At 68.8% G+C, this 19,768-nt stretch carries 13 protein-coding genes and 1 tRNA gene; 6 read left to right on the top strand and 8 right to left on the bottom strand.

The genetic code is table 11. The features are described 5' to 3' along the window. The 6 genes from JI746_RS07750 (at position 1) to JI746_RS07725 (ending at position 11,360) form a co-directional block, all read left to right on the top strand. Positions 1–438 carry a DNA polymerase III subunit chi gene (locus JI746_RS07750; RefSeq protein ID WP_201688247.1) on the top strand — a complete coding sequence of 146 codons (438 nt, stop codon included), beginning with the start codon at positions 1–3 and terminating at the stop codon, positions 436–438. Then, a complete protein-coding gene (locus tag JI746_RS07745; protein WP_201688246.1) occupies positions 438–755 on the top strand; it encodes a hypothetical protein in 318 nt (105 codons plus the stop codon). Before JI746_RS07750 ends, JI746_RS07745 begins: the two co-directional genes overlap by 1 nt. A gap of 168 nt (positions 756–923) precedes the next feature. After that, positions 924–2,054, top strand: coding sequence for a branched-chain amino acid ABC transporter substrate-binding protein (locus JI746_RS07740; RefSeq protein ID WP_201688245.1), 1,131 nt, complete (start codon positions 924–926; stop codon positions 2,052–2,054). Positions 2,055–2,921: 867 nt separating this feature from the next. Next, entirely contained in the window at positions 2,922–9,077 is a 6,156-nt protein-coding gene (locus JI746_RS07735) for a HAMP domain-containing protein (RefSeq protein ID WP_456239075.1), read from the top strand. A 70-nt stretch (positions 9,078–9,147) separates the two neighbouring features. Beyond that, the gene (locus JI746_RS07730; protein WP_330892964.1) at positions 9,148–11,223 is read left to right on the top strand and encodes a hybrid sensor histidine kinase/response regulator; all 2,076 of its coding nucleotides are present in this window, start codon (positions 9,148–9,150) and stop codon (positions 11,221–11,223) included. A 46-nt stretch (positions 11,224–11,269) separates the two neighbouring features. Further along, positions 11,270–11,360, top strand: a tRNA-Ser gene (locus JI746_RS07725). A gap of 158 nt (positions 11,361–11,518) precedes the next feature. On the opposite strand, the gene JI746_RS07720 is transcribed toward JI746_RS07725, so the two are convergent. The 8 genes from JI746_RS07720 to JI746_RS07685 all read right to left on the bottom strand — a co-directional run bounded on the left by JI746_RS07720 (position 11,519) and on the right by JI746_RS07685 (position 19,714). Next, positions 11,519–12,508 (bottom strand): Bug family tripartite tricarboxylate transporter substrate binding protein, encoded by a 990-nt coding sequence (locus JI746_RS07720; protein WP_201688242.1) that lies wholly within the window; start codon positions 12,506–12,508, stop codon positions 11,519–11,521. An 88-nt stretch (positions 12,509–12,596) separates the two neighbouring features. Next, on the bottom strand, positions 12,597–13,643 hold the full coding sequence (locus JI746_RS07715) for a LacI family DNA-binding transcriptional regulator (RefSeq protein ID WP_201688241.1): 1,047 nt from the start codon (positions 13,641–13,643) through the stop codon (positions 12,597–12,599). Further along, positions 13,640–14,776: a zinc-dependent alcohol dehydrogenase family protein gene (locus JI746_RS07710; RefSeq protein ID WP_201688240.1), complete on the bottom strand. Its 1,137-nt coding sequence runs from the start codon at positions 14,774–14,776 to the stop codon at positions 13,640–13,642. Before JI746_RS07710 ends, JI746_RS07715 begins: the two co-directional genes overlap by 4 nt. A gap of 16 nt (positions 14,777–14,792) precedes the next feature. After that, on the bottom strand, positions 14,793–15,656 hold the full coding sequence (locus tag JI746_RS07705; RefSeq protein ID WP_201688239.1) for an isocitrate lyase/PEP mutase family protein: 864 nt from the start codon (positions 15,654–15,656) through the stop codon (positions 14,793–14,795). Positions 15,657–15,687: 31 nt separating this feature from the next. Continuing rightward, a complete protein-coding gene (gene leuD / locus JI746_RS07700) occupies positions 15,688–16,293 on the bottom strand; it encodes a 3-isopropylmalate dehydratase small subunit (RefSeq protein WP_201688238.1) in 606 nt (201 codons plus the stop codon). Beyond that, on the bottom strand, positions 16,290–17,693 hold the full coding sequence (leuC, locus tag JI746_RS07695) for a 3-isopropylmalate dehydratase large subunit (RefSeq protein WP_201688237.1): 1,404 nt from the start codon (positions 17,691–17,693) through the stop codon (positions 16,290–16,292). The genes leuD and leuC overlap by 4 nt, the downstream gene beginning before the upstream one ends. Before the next feature lie 9 nt (positions 17,694–17,702). Continuing rightward, the gene (locus JI746_RS07690; RefSeq protein WP_408004083.1) at positions 17,703–18,695 is read right to left on the bottom strand and encodes a Bug family tripartite tricarboxylate transporter substrate binding protein; all 993 of its coding nucleotides are present in this window, start codon (positions 18,693–18,695) and stop codon (positions 17,703–17,705) included. Positions 18,696–18,730: 35 nt separating this feature from the next. Next, positions 18,731–19,714 (bottom strand): tripartite tricarboxylate transporter substrate binding protein, encoded by a 984-nt coding sequence (locus JI746_RS07685; protein WP_201688235.1) that lies wholly within the window; start codon positions 19,712–19,714, stop codon positions 18,731–18,733. Between the last annotated feature and the right edge of the window lie 54 nt (positions 19,715–19,768).

Below are 19,768 nucleotides of genomic sequence, written 5' to 3'. Positions count from 1 at the left end.
GTGACCGAGGTCACCTTCCATTTCAACGTCCCCGACAAGCTGGCCTATGCCTGTCGGCTGGTGCGCCGGGCGAGGGGCGCCGGGTCGCGGGTGGTGGTGACCGGCGAGCCGGAGCTGCTGCGCCGGCTGGACACCGAGTTGTGGACCTTCTCGGCCCTGGAGTTCATCCCGCACGCCCATGCCGCCGCAGCGGACGCGCAGGTGGTCGCCGCCTCGCCGGTGGTGCTGGCCGACGTGCCGCGCGGCACGCCGCACCACGAGGTGCTGGTCAACCTGGGCGGCCCGGTGCCGGAAGGCTTCGAGCGCTTCGAGCGCCTGAACGAGCTGGTCTCGCAGGACGAAGCCGACCGCCTGCAGGCCCGCGCCCGCTGGAAGCACTATGCCGACCGCGGCTATGCGATCCGCAGGCACGACGTCGCCGAGCGGGAGCCGCGCTGATGGCCACCCGCACGCCCCCCCGGTTCGTGCCGACGCTGACCGAAGTGGTGCAGAGCGGCGCCGCGCCGCTGGCGCCCGCGCTCGGCACGCTGCCCGCCCTGACGCAGGACCAGCTCGCGCAGCGGGTGCTGCAGCGGGTCGAACTCACGCTCGACACCCGGCTGCGCGAGACGATCGCCGCCGTCATCCTGGAGCACACCAGCGCGCTCACCCCCTTGCTGCGCGAGCGCGTCGAGAGCATCGTGCGCGAAGTCGTGGCCGAAGCGCTCGCCGATGAATTGCAGGCGCGTCAACGCGCAGCCGGCGCAAACGTTTGAGCTGGGCAGGCTTTGTTTTTCCGGTCCGTCGCGCGGGCGACCGCAAAGCTGGCAAACCGCTGAAGTCCTAGAGGTGTCCCTCTGGCCCGGGCCCGGAAATTGCGATATGGTCCGCGCCGTTGAGTGAGCACGACTGGATCTCAACCATCATCCACACTGGAGGTATCCATGCAATTCAAACTGAGATTGACGGTCGCCGTCGCACTGGCTGCCGCATGCGGCATCGCGGCTGCGCAGGAACAGGTCGTCAAGATCGGTCACGTCGCGCCCATGTCGGGCGGCCAGGCGCACTACGGGAAGGACAACGAGAACGGCGTCCGCATGGCCATCGAGGACCTGAACAAGCAGGGCGTCACGATCGGCGGCAAGAAGGTCAGGTTCGAGATCCAGGCGGAAGATGACGCTGCCGACCCGAAGCAGGGGACGGCCGCGGCCCAGAAGCTGTGCGACGCGAAGGTCGCCGGCGTGGTCGGCCACCTGAACTCGGGCACCACCATTCCCGCGTCCAAGGTCTACAACGACTGCGGCATCCCGCACGTCACGGGCGCGGCGACCAACCCGAACCTCACCAAGCCCGGCTACAACACCACCTACCGCATCATCGCCAACGACAACGCGCTGGGCGCGGCGCTGGCGCTGTATGCGGCCGACAAGCTGAAGCTGAAGTCGGTGGCGATCGTCGACGACCGCACGGCCTACGGCCAGGGCGTGGCCGAGGTGTTCAAGAAGACCGCCGAATCCAAGGGCATGAAGGTGGTGGACACGCAGTTCACCAACGACAAGGCCACCGACTTCATGGCCATCCTGACGTCGATCAAGTCCAAGAACCCGGACGCGATCTTCTACGGCGGCATGGACGTCCAGGCCGGCCCGATGCTGCGCCAGATGGAGCAACTGGGCCTGACCAAGGCCAAGTTCTTCGGCGGCGACGGCATCTGCACGGCGGAGATCGCCAAGCTGGCCGCCGGCGCCAAGACGCTGGACAACGTGGTGTGCGCCGAGGGCGGCGCCTCGCTGGACAAGATGCCTGGCGGCAAGGCCTGGAAGCAGCGCTACGACCAGAAGTACCCGGGCCAGTTCCAGATCTACAGCCCGTACACGTACGACGCCACCTTCGTGCTGGTCGACGCGATGAAGCGCGCCAACTCGATCGACCCGAAGAAGTACATCCCGTTCCTGCAGAAGACGAACTACAAGGGCGTCACCGCCAATATCGTGTTCGAGCCGAACGGCGAGCTGAAGAACGCCGCGACGACCCTGTACACGTACAAGGACGGCAAGAAGGCCGCGGTGCAATAAGCGCTGCGCACCCCGCGCGAAAGGCCGCTCTCCCCGGGCGGCCTTTTTTCATGTCCCTTCGACGGTTGCCGGCGTGGCCGCCCCTCGAAGAAAACTTTCGAGAACTTCGCGCGCGCGCCTCCCGACGACGGATTCTGCTGATGCAAGGTAAGACGATGTTTCGCGCAATGCGCGTCCGACGGCGCTTGGCGCGTCTAACGCCATCGATGCGAGGGCGTCGCGCGGGCGCTTCAGTCCTGTAGGCCCCAGGGTTCTTTTCATGTCGGCCGTATCCTACAAGCCTTGCCAGCATTGGGTTTGCGCAGGGTTGACCTTTCCTGTCGCGTTGAAGGCTTTCTGTGGAGGCGCTACCCTCCCAAGGTCTGTTGGCGCGCCAACAGTTGCTTACCTTTGGGGGATCACATGGAAGTTCTGGCGAAACCGCCGACTGCTGAGAATCGAGACGGGGACCTGAGGCTGGTGTTGAAGGCGTTGTCCGCCTTCCGACGTGGCGAGCCGGGCGTCTCCCTTCCCACCGAGTGGGACGGTCTCTTCGGCAAGATCGCGGCGGAATTCAACGAGCTTTCATCGCAGACCGCGCGCAGCAGCCACCGGCTCAAGGCGGTCGCCGGCGGCCCCCACAGCGGCTCGCGTGCCGGTCGCCGCGTGACCGACGACAAGCTCACGGGCTTCTGGCAGGACAACATCGCTGGCGTCAACCAGCTGCTGGACGAAGTGGAGCTGTCCGCCGAGCGCACCCGCACGCTGCTCGGATCCCTGACCGAATTGAAGAAGGGCAACGTCGAGGCCGAACTGCCGCACGACTGGACGGGCCTGTTCGGCAAGGTCGCCGACGCGTTCAACGACGTGGTCTCCGAGAACGTGCGCATGTCCCAGGAGCTGGCCCGCCTGTCGCGCGTGGTCGGCAAGGAAGGCAAGCTGAAGGAACGCGCGGCCATGCCCGCGGCCGGCGGCTTCTGGCGCGACTCCGCCGAATCGATCAACTCGCTCATTTCCGACCTGGTGCACCCGACCTCCGAAGTGGCGCGGGTGATCGGCGCGGTGGCGCAGGGCGACCTCTCCAAGTCCATGGCCCTGGAGGCCGACGGCCGCGCGCTGGAAGGCGAATTCCTGCGCACCGCCATGACCATCAACAAGATGGTGCAGCAGCTGGGCACCTTCTCCGCCGAAGTGACGCGCGTGGCGCGCGAGGTGGGTACCGAGGGCAAGCTGGGCGGCCAGGCCGAGGTGCAGGGCGTGGCGGGCACGTGGAAGGACCTCACGGACTCCGTGAACTCCATGGCCGGCAACCTCACGGCGCAGGTGCGCAACATCGCGGAGGTGACCAAGGCCGTGGCGGCCGGTGACCTCTCGAAGAAGATCACCGTGGACGTGAAGGGCGAGATCCTGGAGCTGAAGAACACCATCAACACGATGGTGGACCAGCTGCGTTCGTTCGCTTCCGAAGTGACGCGCGTGGCGCGCGAAGTGGGTACCGAAGGCAAGCTGGGGGGCCAGGCCGACGTGCAGGGCGTGGCCGGCACCTGGAAGGACCTGACCGAGTCGGTGAACTTCATGGCCGGCAACCTGACTTCGCAGGTGCGCAACATCGCGGACGTGACGAAGGCGGTGGCGGCCGGTGACCTCTCCAAGAAGATCACCGTGGACGTCAAGGGCGAGATCCTGGAGCTGAAGAACACCATCAACACCATGGTGGACCAGCTGCGATCCTTCGCCTCGGAAGTGACGCGGGTGGCGCGCGAAGTGGGTACCGAGGGCAAGCTGGGGGGCCAGGCCGACGTGCAGGGCGTGGCCGGCACCTGGAAGGACCTGACCGACTCGGTGAACTCGATGGCCGGCAACCTGACTGCCCAGGTGCGCAACATCGCGGACGTGACGAAGGCCGTGGCCGCCGGTGACCTCTCGAAGAAGATCACGGTGGACGTGAAGGGCGAGATCCTGGAGCTGAAGAACACCATCAACACGATGGTGGACCAGCTGCGATCCTTCGCTTCGGAAGTGACGCGCGTGGCGCGCGAAGTGGGTACCGAGGGCAAGCTGGGCGGCCAGGCCGACGTGCAGGGCGTGGCCGGCACCTGGAAGGACCTGACCGACTCCGTGAACTCGATGGCCGGCAACCTCACCGCGCAGGTGCGGAACATCGCGGAAGTGACGACGGCCGTGGCGGCCGGTGACCTGTCCAAGAAGATCACCGTGGACGTGAAGGGCGAGATCCTGGAGCTGAAGAACACCATCAACACGATGGTGGACCAGCTCTCCTCCTTCGCCTCCGAAGTGACGCGGGTGGCCCGCGAAGTGGGCACCGAAGGCAAGCTGGGCGGGCAGGCCGACGTGCAGGGCGTGGCCGGCACCTGGAAGGACCTGACCGAGTCGGTGAACTTCATGGCCGGCAACCTGACTTCGCAGGTGCGCAACATCGCGGACGTGACGAAGGCCGTGGCCGCGGGTGACCTGTCCAAGAAGATCACGGTGGACGTGAAGGGCGAGATCCTGGAGCTGAAGAACACCATCAACACGATGGTGGACCAGCTCTCCTCCTTCGCCTCCGAAGTCACTCGGGTGGCCCGGGAAGTGGGTAACGAGGGCAAGCTGGGCGGCCAGGCCGACGTGCAGGGCGTGGCCGGCACCTGGAAGGACCTCACGGACTCCGTGAACTCCATGGCCGGCAACCTCACGGCGCAGGTGCGCAACATCGCCGACGTGACGAAGGCGGTGGCCGCCGGTGACCTGACCAAGAAGATCACGGTGGACGTGAAGGGCGAGATCCTGGAGCTGAAGAACACCATCAACACGATGGTGGACCAGCTGCGTTCGTTCGCTTCCGAAGTGACGCGGGTGGCGCGCGAGGTGGGTACGGAAGGCAAGCTGGGGGGCCAGGCCGACGTGCAGGGCGTGGCCGGCACCTGGAAGGACCTCACGGACAACGTGAACTTCATGGCCGGCAACCTGACTTCGCAGGTGCGCAACATCGCGGACGTGACCAAGGCCGTGGCGGCCGGTGACCTCTCGAAGAAGATCACGGTGGACGTGAAGGGCGAGATCCTGGAGCTGAAGAACACCATCAACACGATGGTGGACCAGTTGCGATCCTTCGCTTCGGAAGTGACGCGGGTGGCGCGCGAAGTGGGTACCGAGGGCAAGCTGGGGGGCCAGGCCGACGTGCAGGGCGTGGCCGGTACCTGGAAGGACCTGACCGACTCCGTGAACTCGATGGCCGGCAACCTCACTGCGCAGGTGCGGAACATCGCGGAGGTGACGACCGCCGTGGCGGCCGGTGACCTCTCGAAGAAGATCACGGTGGACGTGAAGGGCGAAATCCTGGAGCTGAAGAACACCATCAACACGATGGTGGACCAGCTACGGAGCTTCGCCTCGGAAGTGACCCGCGTGGCGCGCGAAGTGGGTACCGAGGGCAAGCTGGGCGGCCAGGCCTACGTGCAGGGGGTGGCCGGCACCTGGAAGGACCTCACGGACAACGTGAACTTCATGGCCGGCAACCTGACCTCGCAGGTGCGCAACATCGCGGACGTGACCAAGGCCGTGGCGGCCGGTGACCTCTCGAAGAAGATCACCGTGGACGTGAAGGGCGAGATCCTGGAGCTGAAGAACACCATCAACACGATGGTGGACCAGCTGTCCTCCTTCGCCTCCGAAGTCACGCGCGTGGCCCGCGAAGTGGGCACGGAAGGCAAGCTGGGCGGCCAGGCCTACGTGCAGGGCGTGGGCGGCACCTGGAAGGACCTCACGGACAACGTGAACTTCATGGCCGGCAACCTCACCTCCCAGGTGCGCGGCATCGCCAAGGTGGTGACGGCGGTGGCCAACGGCGACCTCGAACAGAAGCTGACCGTGGAAGCCAAGGGCGAGATCGCCTCGCTGGCCGACACGATCAACTCCATGACGGACACGCTCGCCACCTTCGCCGACCAGGTGACCACGGTGGCGCGCGAAGTGGGCGTGGAAGGCAAGCTGGGCGGCCAGGCCAAGGTGCCGGGCGCGGCGGGCACCTGGAAGGGCCTGACGGAGAACGTGAACCAGCTGGCCGCCAACCTCACCACCCAGGTGCGCGCCATTGCCGAAGTGGCGACCGCCGTGACGCAGGGTGACCTGACGCGGTCCATCACCGTGGAAGCGCAAGGCGAGGTGGCGGCGCTGAAGGACACGATCAACGAGATGATCCGCAACCTGCGCGACACCACGCAGGTCAACACCGAGCAGGACTGGCTCAAGACCAACCTGGCCAAGTTCTCGCGGATGCTGCAGGGCCAGCGCGACCTGGTCGCGGTGGGCCACCTGATCCTGTCCGAGCTGGCCCCCGTGGTGGGCGCGCAGCAGGCGGAGTTCTACGTGCTGCGCTACACGCACGAGCAACCGAAGCTGCGCCTGATGGCGTCCTATGCGTCCGAAGGCCACGGCGCCTACGGCAAGGAAGTCGACCTGGGGCAGGGCCTGGTCGGCCAGTGCGCCTTCGACAAGAAGAAGATCCTGCTGACTTCCAGCTTCCCCGAGGCGCTGAAGATCGCCTCCGGCCTGACGGAGACGACGCCGCTGAACGTGCTGGTGCTGCCGATCATCTTCGAAGGCCAGGTGCGCGGCGTGATCGAACTGGCCAGCGTCGAGCGCTTCAACCCGACCCACCAGGCCTTCCTCGACCAGCTGACGGAATCGATCGGCATCGTGATCAACACGATCGAGGCCAACATGCGGACCGAGGACCTGCTGGCGCAGTCCCAGTCGCTGGCCCAGGAGCTCCAGTCCCGCCAGGAAGAACTGCAGCAGACCAACGAGGAGCTGCAGGAAAAGGCCCGCCTGCTGGCGCACCAGAACCAGGAGGTGGAGCGCAAGAACGCGGAAGTGGAACAGGCGCGCCAGGCCCTGGAGGAAAAGGCCAAGCAGCTCGCGCTGACCTCCAAGTACAAGTCCGAGTTCCTGGCCAACATGTCGCACGAGCTGCGCACGCCGCTGAACTCGCTGCTGATCCTGTCCGACCAGCTGTGCAAGAACCCGGAGGGCAACCTCACGCCCAAGCAGGTGGAGTTCGCCAAGACGATCCACTCGTCCGGCAACGACCTGCTGATGCTGATCAACGACATCCTGGACCTGTCCAAGATCGAGTCCGGCACGGTGGTGGTCGACGTCAACGAGCTGCGCCTGTCCGACCTGCAGCTGTACGTGGAGCGCACCTTCCGCCACGTGGCGGAGGCGAAGAACGTGGACTTCACGGTCCGCACCGGCCTGAACCTGCCCGGTTCGATGGTCACGGACGCCAAGCGCCTGCAGCAGATCCTGAAGAACCTGCTGTCCAACGCCTTCAAGTTCACCCACCAGGGCCACGTCACGCTGACCGTCGAGGAAGTCTTCGCCGGCTGGAGCGGCGACAACGACGACCTGAACCGGGCGCAGCAGGTGCTGGCCTTCTCGGTGTCCGATACCGGCATCGGCATCTCGCCGGACAAGCAGCAGATCATCTTCGAGGCCTTCCAGCAGGCCGACGGCTCCACCAGCCGCAAGTACGGCGGCACCGGCCTGGGCCTGGCGATCAGCCGTGAGCTGTCGAAGCTGCTCGGGGGCGAGATCCGGCTCGTGTCGGTGCCCGGCCAGGGCTCCACCTTCACGCTGTACCTGCCGCTGGTCTACATGGCCACGCGCACGGCGCGGCGCCTGACCACCGACTTCCGCGGCGACACGACGATCACGCCGGTGCCCAAGCGCCTGCCCGCGGCGCAGCCGCAGAACGCGCGGCCCGCGCCGCCGGCGGAGGAACTGCAGCCCGACGTCGTGGAAGTGCCGGCCGAGCCCGAGGAGGTGCTGGCCGCCGACAACGTGGCCAACGACGATCGCGACTCCATCCACCAGGGCGACCAGGTGCTGCTGATCGTGGAGAACGACCTCGCGTTCGCACGCTTCCTGCTGGATGCGGCGCGCGCCAAGGGCTTCAAGGGCCTGGTCACCACCGTCGGCGCCGGCGCCCTGACGCTGGCCAACCACCACAAGCCTTCGGCGGTGACGCTGGACATGCACCTGCCCGACATGGCGGGCTGGCGCGTGCTCGATCGCATCAAGCACGACCTGTCGCTGCGCCACGTGCCGGTCTGCGTGATCTCCACCGACGACAGCAAGGACCGCGCGTTCAAGTCCGGCGCGCTGGCCTTCCTGGAAAAGCCGATCCGCTCCAAGGAAGTGCTGGACTCGATCCTCGAGAAGCTGCACGCCTACGTGGCGCGCAGCGAGAAAGCCCTGCTGGTGGCGCTGGACGACCAGGACGTGCGCAACGAACTGCTGGCGCAGATCGAGGGCGAGCAGATCGACGTGACGGTGGTCGCCAGCGCGCAGCAGCTGCTGCAGGCGCTGGACGACGCGCGCTTCGATGCCGTGGTGCTGGAAGACGGCTTCGCCGGTGCCGACCCGCGCGACCTGCGGCGCGCCATCGCGGCGCAGGCCAGCCTCGGCCCGATGCCGCTGATCCTGTACCGCGGGGAAAGCGGCGTGCGGCACGCCTGGCACTCGGATGAGAGCCTGACGGTGCAGGAGGTGAGCGGCGAGGCGCGGCTGTTCGACGCCGCGCTGATCGCGCTGCACAAGAGCCTGGCGCGGCTGCCCGAGGTGAAGCGCAACGTGATCGACAACGTCTACGAATCCGCCAAGCCGCTGGCCGGCAAGCGCGTGCTCATCGTGGACGACGACATGCGCAACATCTTCGCGCTGGCCACCGTGCTGGAAGAGCACGGCATGGACATCGTGTGGGCCGACAACGGCCGGGAAGCGATCAACCGCGTGGCCAACGACCCGGGCATCCAGGTGGTCCTGATGGACATCATGATGCCGGAGATGGACGGCATGGCCACCATGAAGGAGATCCGCAAGCTCCCGCAAGGCCGCAATCTGCCTATGATCGCAGTGACCGCCAAGGCGATGAAGGGCGACCGCGAGAAATGCATCGAGGCGGGTGCCTGGGACTACCTGGCCAAGCCGGTGAACACGCCGGACCTTCTCGCCGTCCTGCGCGCCTGGCTGCAGCAGTGATGAAGCAACCACCCTGGGGACAGGGCGCGGCCATGCCTGCCCCGTCCCCGGACCGATGAGGAAGTTTTCGGTGACGACGAACGCTGCGCATCCGCAGGAAGCCTCGGACAAGGTCAACATCCTGGTGGTGGACGACCTGCCGGAAAAGCACATCGTCTTCCGCACGATCCTCGAGGAGCTCGATCAGAACATCGTGAGTGCCCGGTCCGGGCAGGAGGCGCTGAAGTACATCCTGGACATGGAGTTCGCGGTCATCCTGCTGGACGTCAACATGCCCGACATCGACGGGCTCGAGACGGCCGGCCTGATCCGCCAGTACAAGAAGTCGGCCCAGACGCCGATCGTCTTCATCACCGCCTACGTCGATGAACTGCAGGCCCGGCGCGGCTATGCGCTGGGCGCGGTCGACTACATCCCGTCGCCGGTGGTGCCGGAGGTGCTGCGCTCCAAGGTGCGCGTGTTCGTGGAGCTGTTCCGCATGAACCGCCAGCTGCAGAAGCAGGCGGCGCAGCGCGAGGAACTGGCCCGCTCTGAAGCCGCCCGCACCGCGGCGGAGGAGGCGATCCACCGCGCCGACTACCTCGCCGAGGCGAGCCAGGTGCTCTCGCGCTCGCTGAACATCGACGACACGATCGCGGCGATCCTGACGCTGTCGGTGCCGATGCTGGGCGACCGCGCCATCCTCGGCATCCCCGACAAGGATGGCGGGGTGCGCCGGCTGGAAATGCATCCGGCGCCGCGCGCCGACGACCCGGAAGTGTTCACGCCCGAACTGCGTGCCGCCGCCGACCAGGTGATCCGCGACAAGCAGTTCCGGCTGTGGAAGAAGGAGGGGAGGGCGGCGGCGATCTGCCCGCTGACGGCGGGCGACGAGATCCGCGGCGCCATCGCGCTGCTGGGGGAGTCCGCCAAGTTCGATTCGGGCCATGTCTCGCTGATCCGCGAATTCGCCAGCCGCGCCTCCATCGCGATGGAGAACGCGCGCCTGTACTCCGCGGTGCAGGAGGCCGACCGCCGCAAGAACGAGTTCCTGGCCATGCTGGCGCACGAACTGCGCAACCCGCTGGCGCCGATCCGCAATGCGGTGCACATCCTGGCGACGGCGGAGTCGCTGCCGCCCAAGCTGGCGTGGGCCCGCGACGTGATCGGCCGCCAGGCCGACCACATGACGCGCCTGATCGACGACCTGCTGGACGTCTCGCGCATCGTGCAGGGCAAGGTGACGGTCAAGCCCGAGAAGCTGCAGCTGGCCACGCTGGTCGAGCGCTCGGTCGAAGCCAGCGCGCCGCGCGTGGGCCAGCGCGAACAGGTCCTCGACGTCCTGCTGCCCCAGGATGCGATCGAGGTCGACGGCGACGCCGTGCGGCTGTCGCAGGTGCTGTCGAACCTGATCAACAACGCCAGCAAGTTCTCACCGGTGAAGAGCCGCATCCGGCTGGAGGCGAGCTTCGAGGAGGGCGAACTGCAGATCGCCGTGAAGGACGAGGGCGCCGGGATCGCGCCGGAGTTCCTGCCGCACATGTTCGAGCTGTTCGCCCAGGCAGACCAGTCGCTGGACCGCTCGCAGGGCGGCCTGGGCATCGGCCTCACGCTGGTGAAGCACCTGGTCGAACTGCATGGCGGCCGGGTGTGGGCCATGAGCGAAGGGCTGGGGAAGGGCGCGCAGGTGTGCCTGGCCTTGCCCGCGCGGCCTGCCACCGAGCCGGCGCAGCCGCTGCCCTCGGTCTCGCACAAGCCCGTCCCCGGCCGCACCGTCGTTTCGCGCATCCTCGTGGTCGACGACCTGGCCGCCTCGGCGGAGACGCTGATGACGCTGCTGGAGATGGAAGGCTTCGAGGTGCGCGTGGCGCACGAAGGGCAGGCCGCGCTCGAGATCGCGCGCGAGTTCAAGCCCAACGTGGTGCTGCTGGACATCGGCCTGCCGGGCATGAACGGCTTCGAGGTCGCCCACGGCCTGCGCAACCTGCCCGAGTGCCAGGATGCGCTGCTGATCGCGCTGACGGGCTACGGCGAGGCCGAGAGCCGCTCGCGTTCGGCCCAGGCCGGCTTCGACTTCCACATGGTCAAGCCCGCCGACGTGAACCTGCTGCTGACGATGCTCGCCGATCCGGACGAGGCGCGCGGCAAGGTCGCAGCGACGGCCTGAGGGGCGTGACGGGGTGAGCGCGCCTGCTACAATCGCGGGCTCTGCTGGAGAGGTGGATGAGCGGTTTAAGTCGCACGCCTGGAAAGCGTGTGAGGGTTAATAGCCCTCCGCGGGTTCGAATCCCGCCCTCTCCGCCAGCAAACAAATGAAGACGCCCCTCGCGGGGCGTTTTTCATTGGGAGGCGGGCCTTCTGGAAGGCCTCGGATAGCCTTACCCCCTGAACGGGTCATCATTGCCACGGGTAGCCCGACATTCGGGATCGCGCATCCTGAACCGCGCCGCGTGCGCCCGGGCTCAGTCGAGCGGGAAGCGGCGTGCCAGGCTGGTGAAGCGTTCGTCTTCCTTGCGAACCTGCTCGGCGAATTCCTCGGGCGTGTTGACGAGCGGAGTCGCGCCGGCCGCCGCGATGGCCTTCTGCAGTTCGGGATTGCGCATGACTTCCTGCACCGCGGCGTAGATGCCCTTGGCCACCGCGGGCGGCGTCTCGTTGGGCGCGAACAGGCCGAACCAGGTGGTGTACTCGTACTGCGCCATGCCGGTCTCGCCCACCGTGCGCACGTCGGGCGCGGCGCTGTGGCGCTTGCTGCCCTGGCTCGCGAGCACCTTCAGCGTGCCGGCCTTCTGGTGCGGCAGGGCGGAGGTGATGCCGGTCACGGCGAAGTTCACGTTGTTGGCGATCATGTCGGTGATGATCGCCGAGGTGCCCTTGTAGTTGACGACGATGAGGTTGGGCAGCACCTCGGCCTGCAACTGCCGGCCGAACAGCTTGGCGACGTTCTCGCCGGTGCCCATGGAGCAGGGCGTCGCTGCGCTCTTGCACCAGGCGACCAGCTCCGGCAGCGTGCTCGCCGGGATCTTCGCATTGGCCACGATGACGCCCGGCGACTGCGCGATGTTCGTCACCGGCAGCAGTCGCGCCAGCGGATCGGGTCCCTTGAACGAGGGCGCGTGCTTGGTGAGCACGATGGCCGGGGTCTGCAGCAGCAGCGTGTGGCCGTCCGCGCGGGCCTCGATCACGCGCCGCCCGCCGATGAGGCCGTCGGCGCCGGGCAGGTTCTCCACCACCACCGGCTGGCCCCAGAGTTCACCCAGGAGCCTGGCGGTGGCGCGGGCCGTGGTGTCGGTTCCGCCGCCGGGCACGTAGGGCACGACGATGGTGACGGGGCGGGTGGGCTTCCACGCGGGCTGCGCTTCGGCGTGCGAGGGTGCGGCGAGCGCGCACAGGCTGGCGACGGCCATGGCGCAGACGTTGCGCTTCAGAGGAGAGTTGGAAAGAGCGGGCATCCTGGTTCCTTGCATGGGATCCACTGTCGGTGAAATGCGGATGCAACGCTTGCGCAAACGCTAGGGTCGTTCCCTGGCGCCGGCAGCGTCACGCGCGGGCCGGGCCCGTGGTGCCCCGGCGTATGAGCTCGATCGGCAGCACGTCGTGCGAAGCCGGGCTGATGGCCTGGCCGGGGCGCATGCGATCGAGCAGGCGCCGCGCCGCGGTGCGCGCCATGGCCTCCACGGGCTGGCGAATGGACGTCAGGCCCACGATGGGAGAACCCGCCAGCGGCATGTCGTCGAAGCCGATCACCGACAGTTCCTGCGGCACCGCGCGGCCGCAGGCGCGGGCGGCCTCGAGCACGCCCAGCGCGATGGTGTCGTTGCCGGCCACGACGGCCGTGACGGGCTGCGGCACGGCCATCAGGGCCATCGCCTTGGAATAGCCCATTTCGGCCGTGTACTCGCCCCACACCAGCTGCGCCGTCCCGGGGTCCAGGCCAGCCTGCTGCAGGGCCCGCAGCGCGCCGGCCACGCGGTTGCGGCTGGTGGAGGTGTTCTCCGGCCCCATGATGAAGCCGAGGCGGCGATGGCCCAGCGCGAGCAGGTGGCGCACCGCTTCCTCGCCGGCCCGGAAGTTGTCCACCTCCACGGTGTCCACGCCGACGTCCTCCACGCTGCGCACCACCAGCACGGTCGGAATGCCGCGGCGGCGGACTTCGCCGACGATGGGGGAGTCCAGCGTCGCGGTCGCGAAGATCAGGCCGTCGAGATAGCTCTCGATCAGCGGCCGGAACGCCAGCAGCCGCTCGGGGTCGGTCATGGGATCGATCAGCAGCACGACCTGGTAGCCGGCGCCCTGCAGGGCGTCGTGCAGGTGCTGCAGCAGCAGCGTCATGAAGGTGTTGTGCAGCGCGCCCACCACCACGCCCACCATGCGGGTGCCGCCCACGCGGCCACGGCCCTGGGCCGGGAAGCGGTAGCCCACCTGCGTGGCGGCCGCGATCACCGCTTCGCGGGTGCGCGCGCTGATGGCCGGGTGGCCCGAGAGCGCGCGCGAGACGGTGGAGACCGACAGCCCCAGGTGCCCGGCGATGGCGCGCAGGGTGCCCGCGCCGCCGGTGGGCGCATCCCGGGCCGCGCTGATGGTCACGACGTCTGGTCGAAGACCACCACCTGCCGGATGGCCTTGCCCTCGTGCAGCTGATCGAAGGCCTCGTTGATCTGGTCCAGCCGCAGCGTGCCGGTGAGCAACTGGTCGACCGGCAGCCGGCCCTGGCGCCAGAGGCTGAGGTAGCGCGGGATGTCGCGCGCCGGCACGCAGGTGCCGATGTAGCTGCCCTTGAGCGTGCGCTCCTCCGCGACCAGGCTGACGGCCGGCACCGGCAGCATCGCGCTGGCGGGCGGCAGTCCGGCGGTGACCGTGGTGCCGCCGCGCGCGGTGATGCCGTAGGCCAGTTCGAGCGCCCGCACCGAGCCGGCGAATTCGAAGGCGTATTCGACGCCGCCGCCGGAGAGCGCGCGCACCTGCTCGCGCGCATCGGGCAGGCTGGCGTTGATCGTGTGGGTGGCGCCCAGCTTGCGCGCATGGGCGAGCTTGTCGTCCGACAGGTCGATGGCCACGATCTGCCGCGCGCCCGCGGCATGGGCACCGAGCAGGGCCGCCAGGCCGACGCCGCCGAGGCCGACCACCGCCACCGAGGCGCCAGCCGGCACCCGCGCGGTGTTGATGACGGCGCCCACGCCGGTCAGCACGGCGCAGCCGAAGAGGGCGGCTTCCACCAGGGGGATGTCGCGGGCTATGCGCACCAGCGAATGGCGCGAGACCACCGCGTGTTCGGCGAACACCGAGCAGCCCAGGTGGTGATTGATCGCGTGGCCCACGTGAGAGATGCGCCGCGCGCCGGACAGCAGGGTGCCCGCGCCGTTGGCGGCCGCGCCCGGCTCGCACAGGGCGGGACGGCCTTCGGCGCAGGGCAGGCAATGGCCGCAACTGGGCATGAAGATCACCACCACGTGGTCACCCGCGTGCAGGTCCGCCACGCCGGCGCCGGTCTCGACCACGACCGCCGAGGCCTCGTGGCCCAGGGCCATCGGCATGGGCCGCGGCCGGTCGCCGTTGATCACCGAGAGGTCCGAATGGCACAGGCCGGCGGCCGCGATGCGAATGAGCACCTCGCCCGGCCCCGGCGGGGCCAGGTCGACCTCCTCGATGCGCAAGGGACGGCTCGTCGCGTACGGACGGGCGGCGCCCATGGCGCCGAGGACGGCTGCGCGCGTCTTCATGTCCGGCCTCCTTTCTTCAGCGGGCCCAGCGCTTCTCGAAGTCCCAGACTTCCTGGAAGCCGATCAGCTTGCAGAACTCGCCGAAGTCGAACATGTCGATGCCGGGGGCCTGGCTCACGCCCTGCTCCTTCAGCGTGCGCAGCGCCTTTTCCATGGCGGCCGCGGCCACCAGGCTGGTCATCGAGGGATAGATCGCCAGCGCATAACCGATCTCCTGCAGCACCTTGGCCGGCAGGATGGGCGTCTTGCCGCCGTCGGCCATGTTGGCCAGCATGGGCTTGTCGAAGGCCTCGCAGGCGCGGCGCATCTCCTCCTCGGATTGCGGCGCCTCGAAGAACAGGATGTCGGCGCCGGCCTTCGCGTAGGCCTCCATGCGGCGCATCGCCTCGTCCACGCCCAGGCTGGCGCGGGCGTCGGTGCGGGCGATGATCAGGAAGTTCTCCTTGTCCTCGCGGGCCTCGGCGGCGACCTTGATCTTCTCCACCATGTCCTCGGTCGGCACGCAGCGCTTGTAGGGCGTGTGGCCGCACTTCTTGGGGAACTCCTGGTCCTCGATCTGGATGGCGGTCACGCCGGCTTCCTCGTAGCCGCGCACGGTGTGGTGCACGTTCAGCAGGCCGCCGTAGCCGGTGTCGGCGTCGGCGATCAGGGCCGCACTGCTGGTGCGCACCACCGTGCGCATGCGGTCGACCATCTGGGTGTAGGTGGCGATGCCGGCGTCGGGCAGGCCCAGCGCGGAGGCGGTGAGCCAGTAGCCGGTGCCGTAGACGATGTCGAAGCCGACCTTGTTGGTCATGACGGTGGCGATCATGTCCTGCACACCGGGGATGACGAGGAATTCGCCGGCGGCGAGCTTCTGACGGAGGATGGGATTGGCCATTGCGGGCTTTCGGTGGATTCTGGAAAGGGGATCAGGCGATGGAGGCGAGCCAGGGCTGCTGCTGGCGCACGCGCTCTTCGTACGCGCGCAGCGCGGCGTCGTGGCGCAGGGTGCGGTCCACTTCGTCCTCGGAGGACAGCAGCTGTTCGGCATGGCCCTCGGCCAGCGTCACGGGCAGCTGGCGGCCGTCGGGCAGGTGCAGGCAGCGCGTGGCGACGTCCAGGCGCAGCACGCCCTCGGGCGCCGCGGCGAGCGCCTGCAGCAGCGTGGCATGGTCGGCCGGCGTGACGGTGGCGGCCACCACGCTATTCTTCACGCAGTTGTTGCGGAAGATGTCGCCGAAGGACAGGGCCAAGACCGCCTGCACGCCGTAGTCGGCCAGGGCCCACACGGCATGCTCGCGCGAGGAGCCGCAACCGAAGTTCTGCGCACCCACGATGAGGCGCGCCGGCTCCGGGCGCTGCATGAAGCCGACCTCGGGCCGGCCTTCGGCGCGCCAGTCGGCGAACAGGTGCACGCCCATGCCGTCCCGCTGCACGAGGCGCAGGAAGCGGCCGGGGAAGATGGCGTCGGTGTCGATGTCGTCGCGCTGCATGAGGGCCGCGCGCCCGGACACCTGGGCGGTGACGGCCTTCATGACAGGAACTCCCGGGGATCGGTCAGCGTGCCGCGCAGGGCGGAGGCGGCCGCGGCGGCCGGGCTCATGAGGTGGGTGCGTCCGCCCTGGCCCTGCCGGTTCTCGAAATTGCGGTTGGAGGTGGACGCGCAGCGCTGGCCGGGCGCCAGGCTGTCGCCGTTCATGCCGATGCACATCGAGCAGCCGGGCTCGCGCCATTCGAAGCCGGCATCCACGAAGACCTGTGCCAGCCCCTCGGCTTCCGCCGCGCGCTTGACGCTGCCCGAGCCCGGCACCACCAGGGCGCGCACGCCGGCCGCGACGCGGCGGCCGCGGGCGACTGCGGCGGCGGCACGCAGGTCCTCGAGGCGGCCGTTGGTGCAGGAGCCGATGAAGGCCACGTCGATGGGCACCGACGACAGCGCCTGCCCGGGCTGCAGGCCCATGTAGGCCAGGCTCTTCTCGATCCGGCTGCGTTCGGCCGCATCGGCCGGCGTCGTGCCGTCGCCCACCCGGCCGCTGAAGGCGGCGCTGTCGGCGGGGGTCGTGCCCCAGGTGACGCGCGGGGTGACCGTGGCGGCGTCGAACCGCACGAGGCGGTCGAAATCGGTCGCGGCGTCGGTTCGCAGCGTGGCCCAGGCCTGGGCAGCGCGCTCGAAATGCTCGCGGGCCGGGCCCTGGACCCGCTCGCGCAGGTAGGCGAGGGTGGTGGCGTCGGGCGCCACCAGGCCGAAGCGGGAGCCGGCCTCGATCGTCATGTTGCACAGCGTCAGCCGCGCTTCCATGGAGAGCGCCGCGACCGCGGGGCCGAAGTACTCGATGCCGTGGCCGACGCCGCCGCTGGTGCCGATGTGGTGGATCAGGGCCAGCGCCAGGTCCTTGGCGTAGACGCCCGGGCCCAGCGCGCCGGACACCTCGATGCCCAGGGTGCGCGGCTTGCGCATCCACAGGCCCTGGGTGCTCATCACGTGGGCGACTTCGGAGGTGCCGATCCCCCACGCCAGCGCGCCCATGGCGCCCAGCGTGGCACTGTGCGAATCGCCGCAGACGACGGTGCTGCCCGGCAGCACGAAGCCCAGTTCCGGAGCGATCACGTGCACGATGCCCTGCAGCGGGTCGTCCAGGTCCAGCAGGCGCATGCCGGTGGCCTGCGTGTTGCGGCGCAAGGTGGCGATCTGCTCGGCGCTCTCCGCGTTGGGGATGTTCACCAGCCGGTCGGCGCTGGTCGGCACGTTGTGGTCCTGCACCGCGATGTGGCGGGCGGACGAGCGCAGGCCATGCCCGGAGGCCTTCATGCTGGCGAAGGCCTGCGGGCTCGACACCTCCTGCACCAGGTGCCGGTCGATGTAGACCAGGTCATCGCCGGCTTCGTTGCGGGCCACCGCGTGGGCGGCCCAGATCTTGTCGAACAGCGTCGTCATCGAGGCGGGTCAGTCGATCCGGATGTCGGCGGCCTTCACGATGGCCTTGTTCTTCGCCAGGTCGCGCACGATCTCCTCGCCGAAGGCCGCGGGCGTGTTGGGCTGCGCCACGATGCCCAGCTTGGCCAGGCGCTCGCGCATTTCCGGCGTGCCCAGCACCTTGTTCAGGGCCTGGTTGAGCCGGGCGATCACCGGCGCCGGCGTGCGGGCCGGCGCCGCCAGACCGACCCAGGAGTTGATCTCGAAGTCCTTCAGGCCCGATTCGATGAACGTGGGCACGTTCGGCAGCGAGGCCACGCGCTGGCGCGAGGCCACGGCGATCGGGCGCAGCTGCTTGCTCTGGATGAAGGGCATGGCGCCCGCCACGGCCGTGAAGTTCATCGGCAGGACGCCGCTCACCACGTCGCCCATGGCCTGGCCGCCGCCCTTGTAGGGCACGTGGACGAGGGGAATGCCGGTGCGCTGCTTCAGCATCTCGCCCGCGATGTGCGTGGTGGCGCCGGTGCCGGCGCTGCCGTAGGAGAGGCCGCCGGGCGTGGCCTTGGCCACCGCCTGCAGCTCGGCCAGGTTGGTGGCCTGGACCTTGGGATTGACCACCACGATCAGGACGGCGTCGCCGATCTTGCCGATCGGGGCGAAGTCCTTGACCGGGTCGAAGGGCACCTTGGCGTACACGCTGGGGTTGATCACCAGCGTGCCGTCGTAGGCCAGCAGCAGGGTGTAGCCGTCCGGTTCGGCATTGGCCACCATCTGGGTGCCGATGTTGCCCGCCGCGCCGGGCTTGTTGTCCACCACCACCTGCTGGCCCAGTTCGTGGCTGAGCTTCTCGGCCACGATGCGGGCGCTGGTGTCGGTGACGCCGGCGGTGGCGAAGGGCACGACCAGGCGGATGGGCCGGCTGGGGTACTTGTCCTGAGCGTGGGCGGTGGTCACGCCGCAGGCAGCCACGGCAAGGGCGGCAGCCAGCAGGCGGCGGCGGGCGGTCGGGAGGGGCAGGTTCACGGTGCGATGTCTCCGGAGTTGTTGGGACGGGACGCTCATTCGGGCTTGATGCCGCCGCGCTGGGCGACGGTGGCCCACTTGGCGGCTTCGCTGCGCAGGAAGCGATCGAGGTCGGCGGGGCTGCTCAGGACCAGCTGGGCGCCCTGGTCACGCAGCTGGTTCGCCACGGCGGGTTCGTTGGCGACGGCACGCAGGTCACGGCCGATCTGCTCCACCAGCGCGGGCGGCATGCCGGCCGGGCCGAACATGCCGTACCAGCTCAGGGACTCGATGCCCGGCACGCCGGCTTCGGCGAAGGTCATCGCGTCCGGGAACACGTTGAGCCGCTCGCGCGAAGCCACGCCCACCACGCGCAGGTTGCCGGCCTGCACGTGGGGCAGGGCGGTCAGCACGCTGGTGAAGCCCATGGGAAGGTGGCCGCCGATGACGTCCACCATCATGGGCGCGCCGCCCTTGTAGAACACCTCCACGGTCTTCAGGCCGGCGACCTGGCGCATCAGTTCGCCGGTGAGCCGCGTCTGGCCTTCCGAGTTGCCGACGCCCAGTTCCTCGGTGCGGGCCGCCTTGAGCACGTCCGGCAGCGTCTTGTAGGGGCCCTTGGCCGAGACCACCAGCACCATGGGCGAGGTCGCCACGTTGGTGATGGGCGTGAAGGCCGTCAGGGTGTCGTACGGCATCTTCTTCATCAGGACCGGATTGACCGCGTGCGAGCCCACCACCAGCAGCAGTGTGTAGCCATCCGGCTGCGCCTTGGAGACCAGGCTGGAGCCGATCACGCCGTTGGCACCGGTGCGGTTGTCCACCACCACCGACTGGCCCCAGCGGTCGCTCAGCTTCTGGGCGAGCTGCCGCCCCACGATGTCGGTGCCGCCGCCGGGCGAATAGGGCACGACCAGCGTCACGGTCTTGGCGGGATAGCCGGCGGCCAGGGTGGGCCTGGCGAGCGCCAGGGCGGCGAGGCCGCCGAGGGCGGTGCGGCGGTTGAAGGCGCCGGTCAGGGCGGGCGGGGTGTTCTGCATGCTTGTCTCCTGGTGCTTGCGGGTCCAGCGGGCGAGCCGGCTGGCGGGGCAGGG

The sequence above is a fragment of the Ramlibacter alkalitolerans genome (genome assembly GCF_016722765.1).
Lineage (GTDB): Bacteria > Pseudomonadota > Gammaproteobacteria > Burkholderiales > Burkholderiaceae_C > Ramlibacter > Ramlibacter alkalitolerans.
Note: the sequence above shows the minus strand (reverse complement) of the source record. Positions and strands in the feature narration are given on the sequence as shown.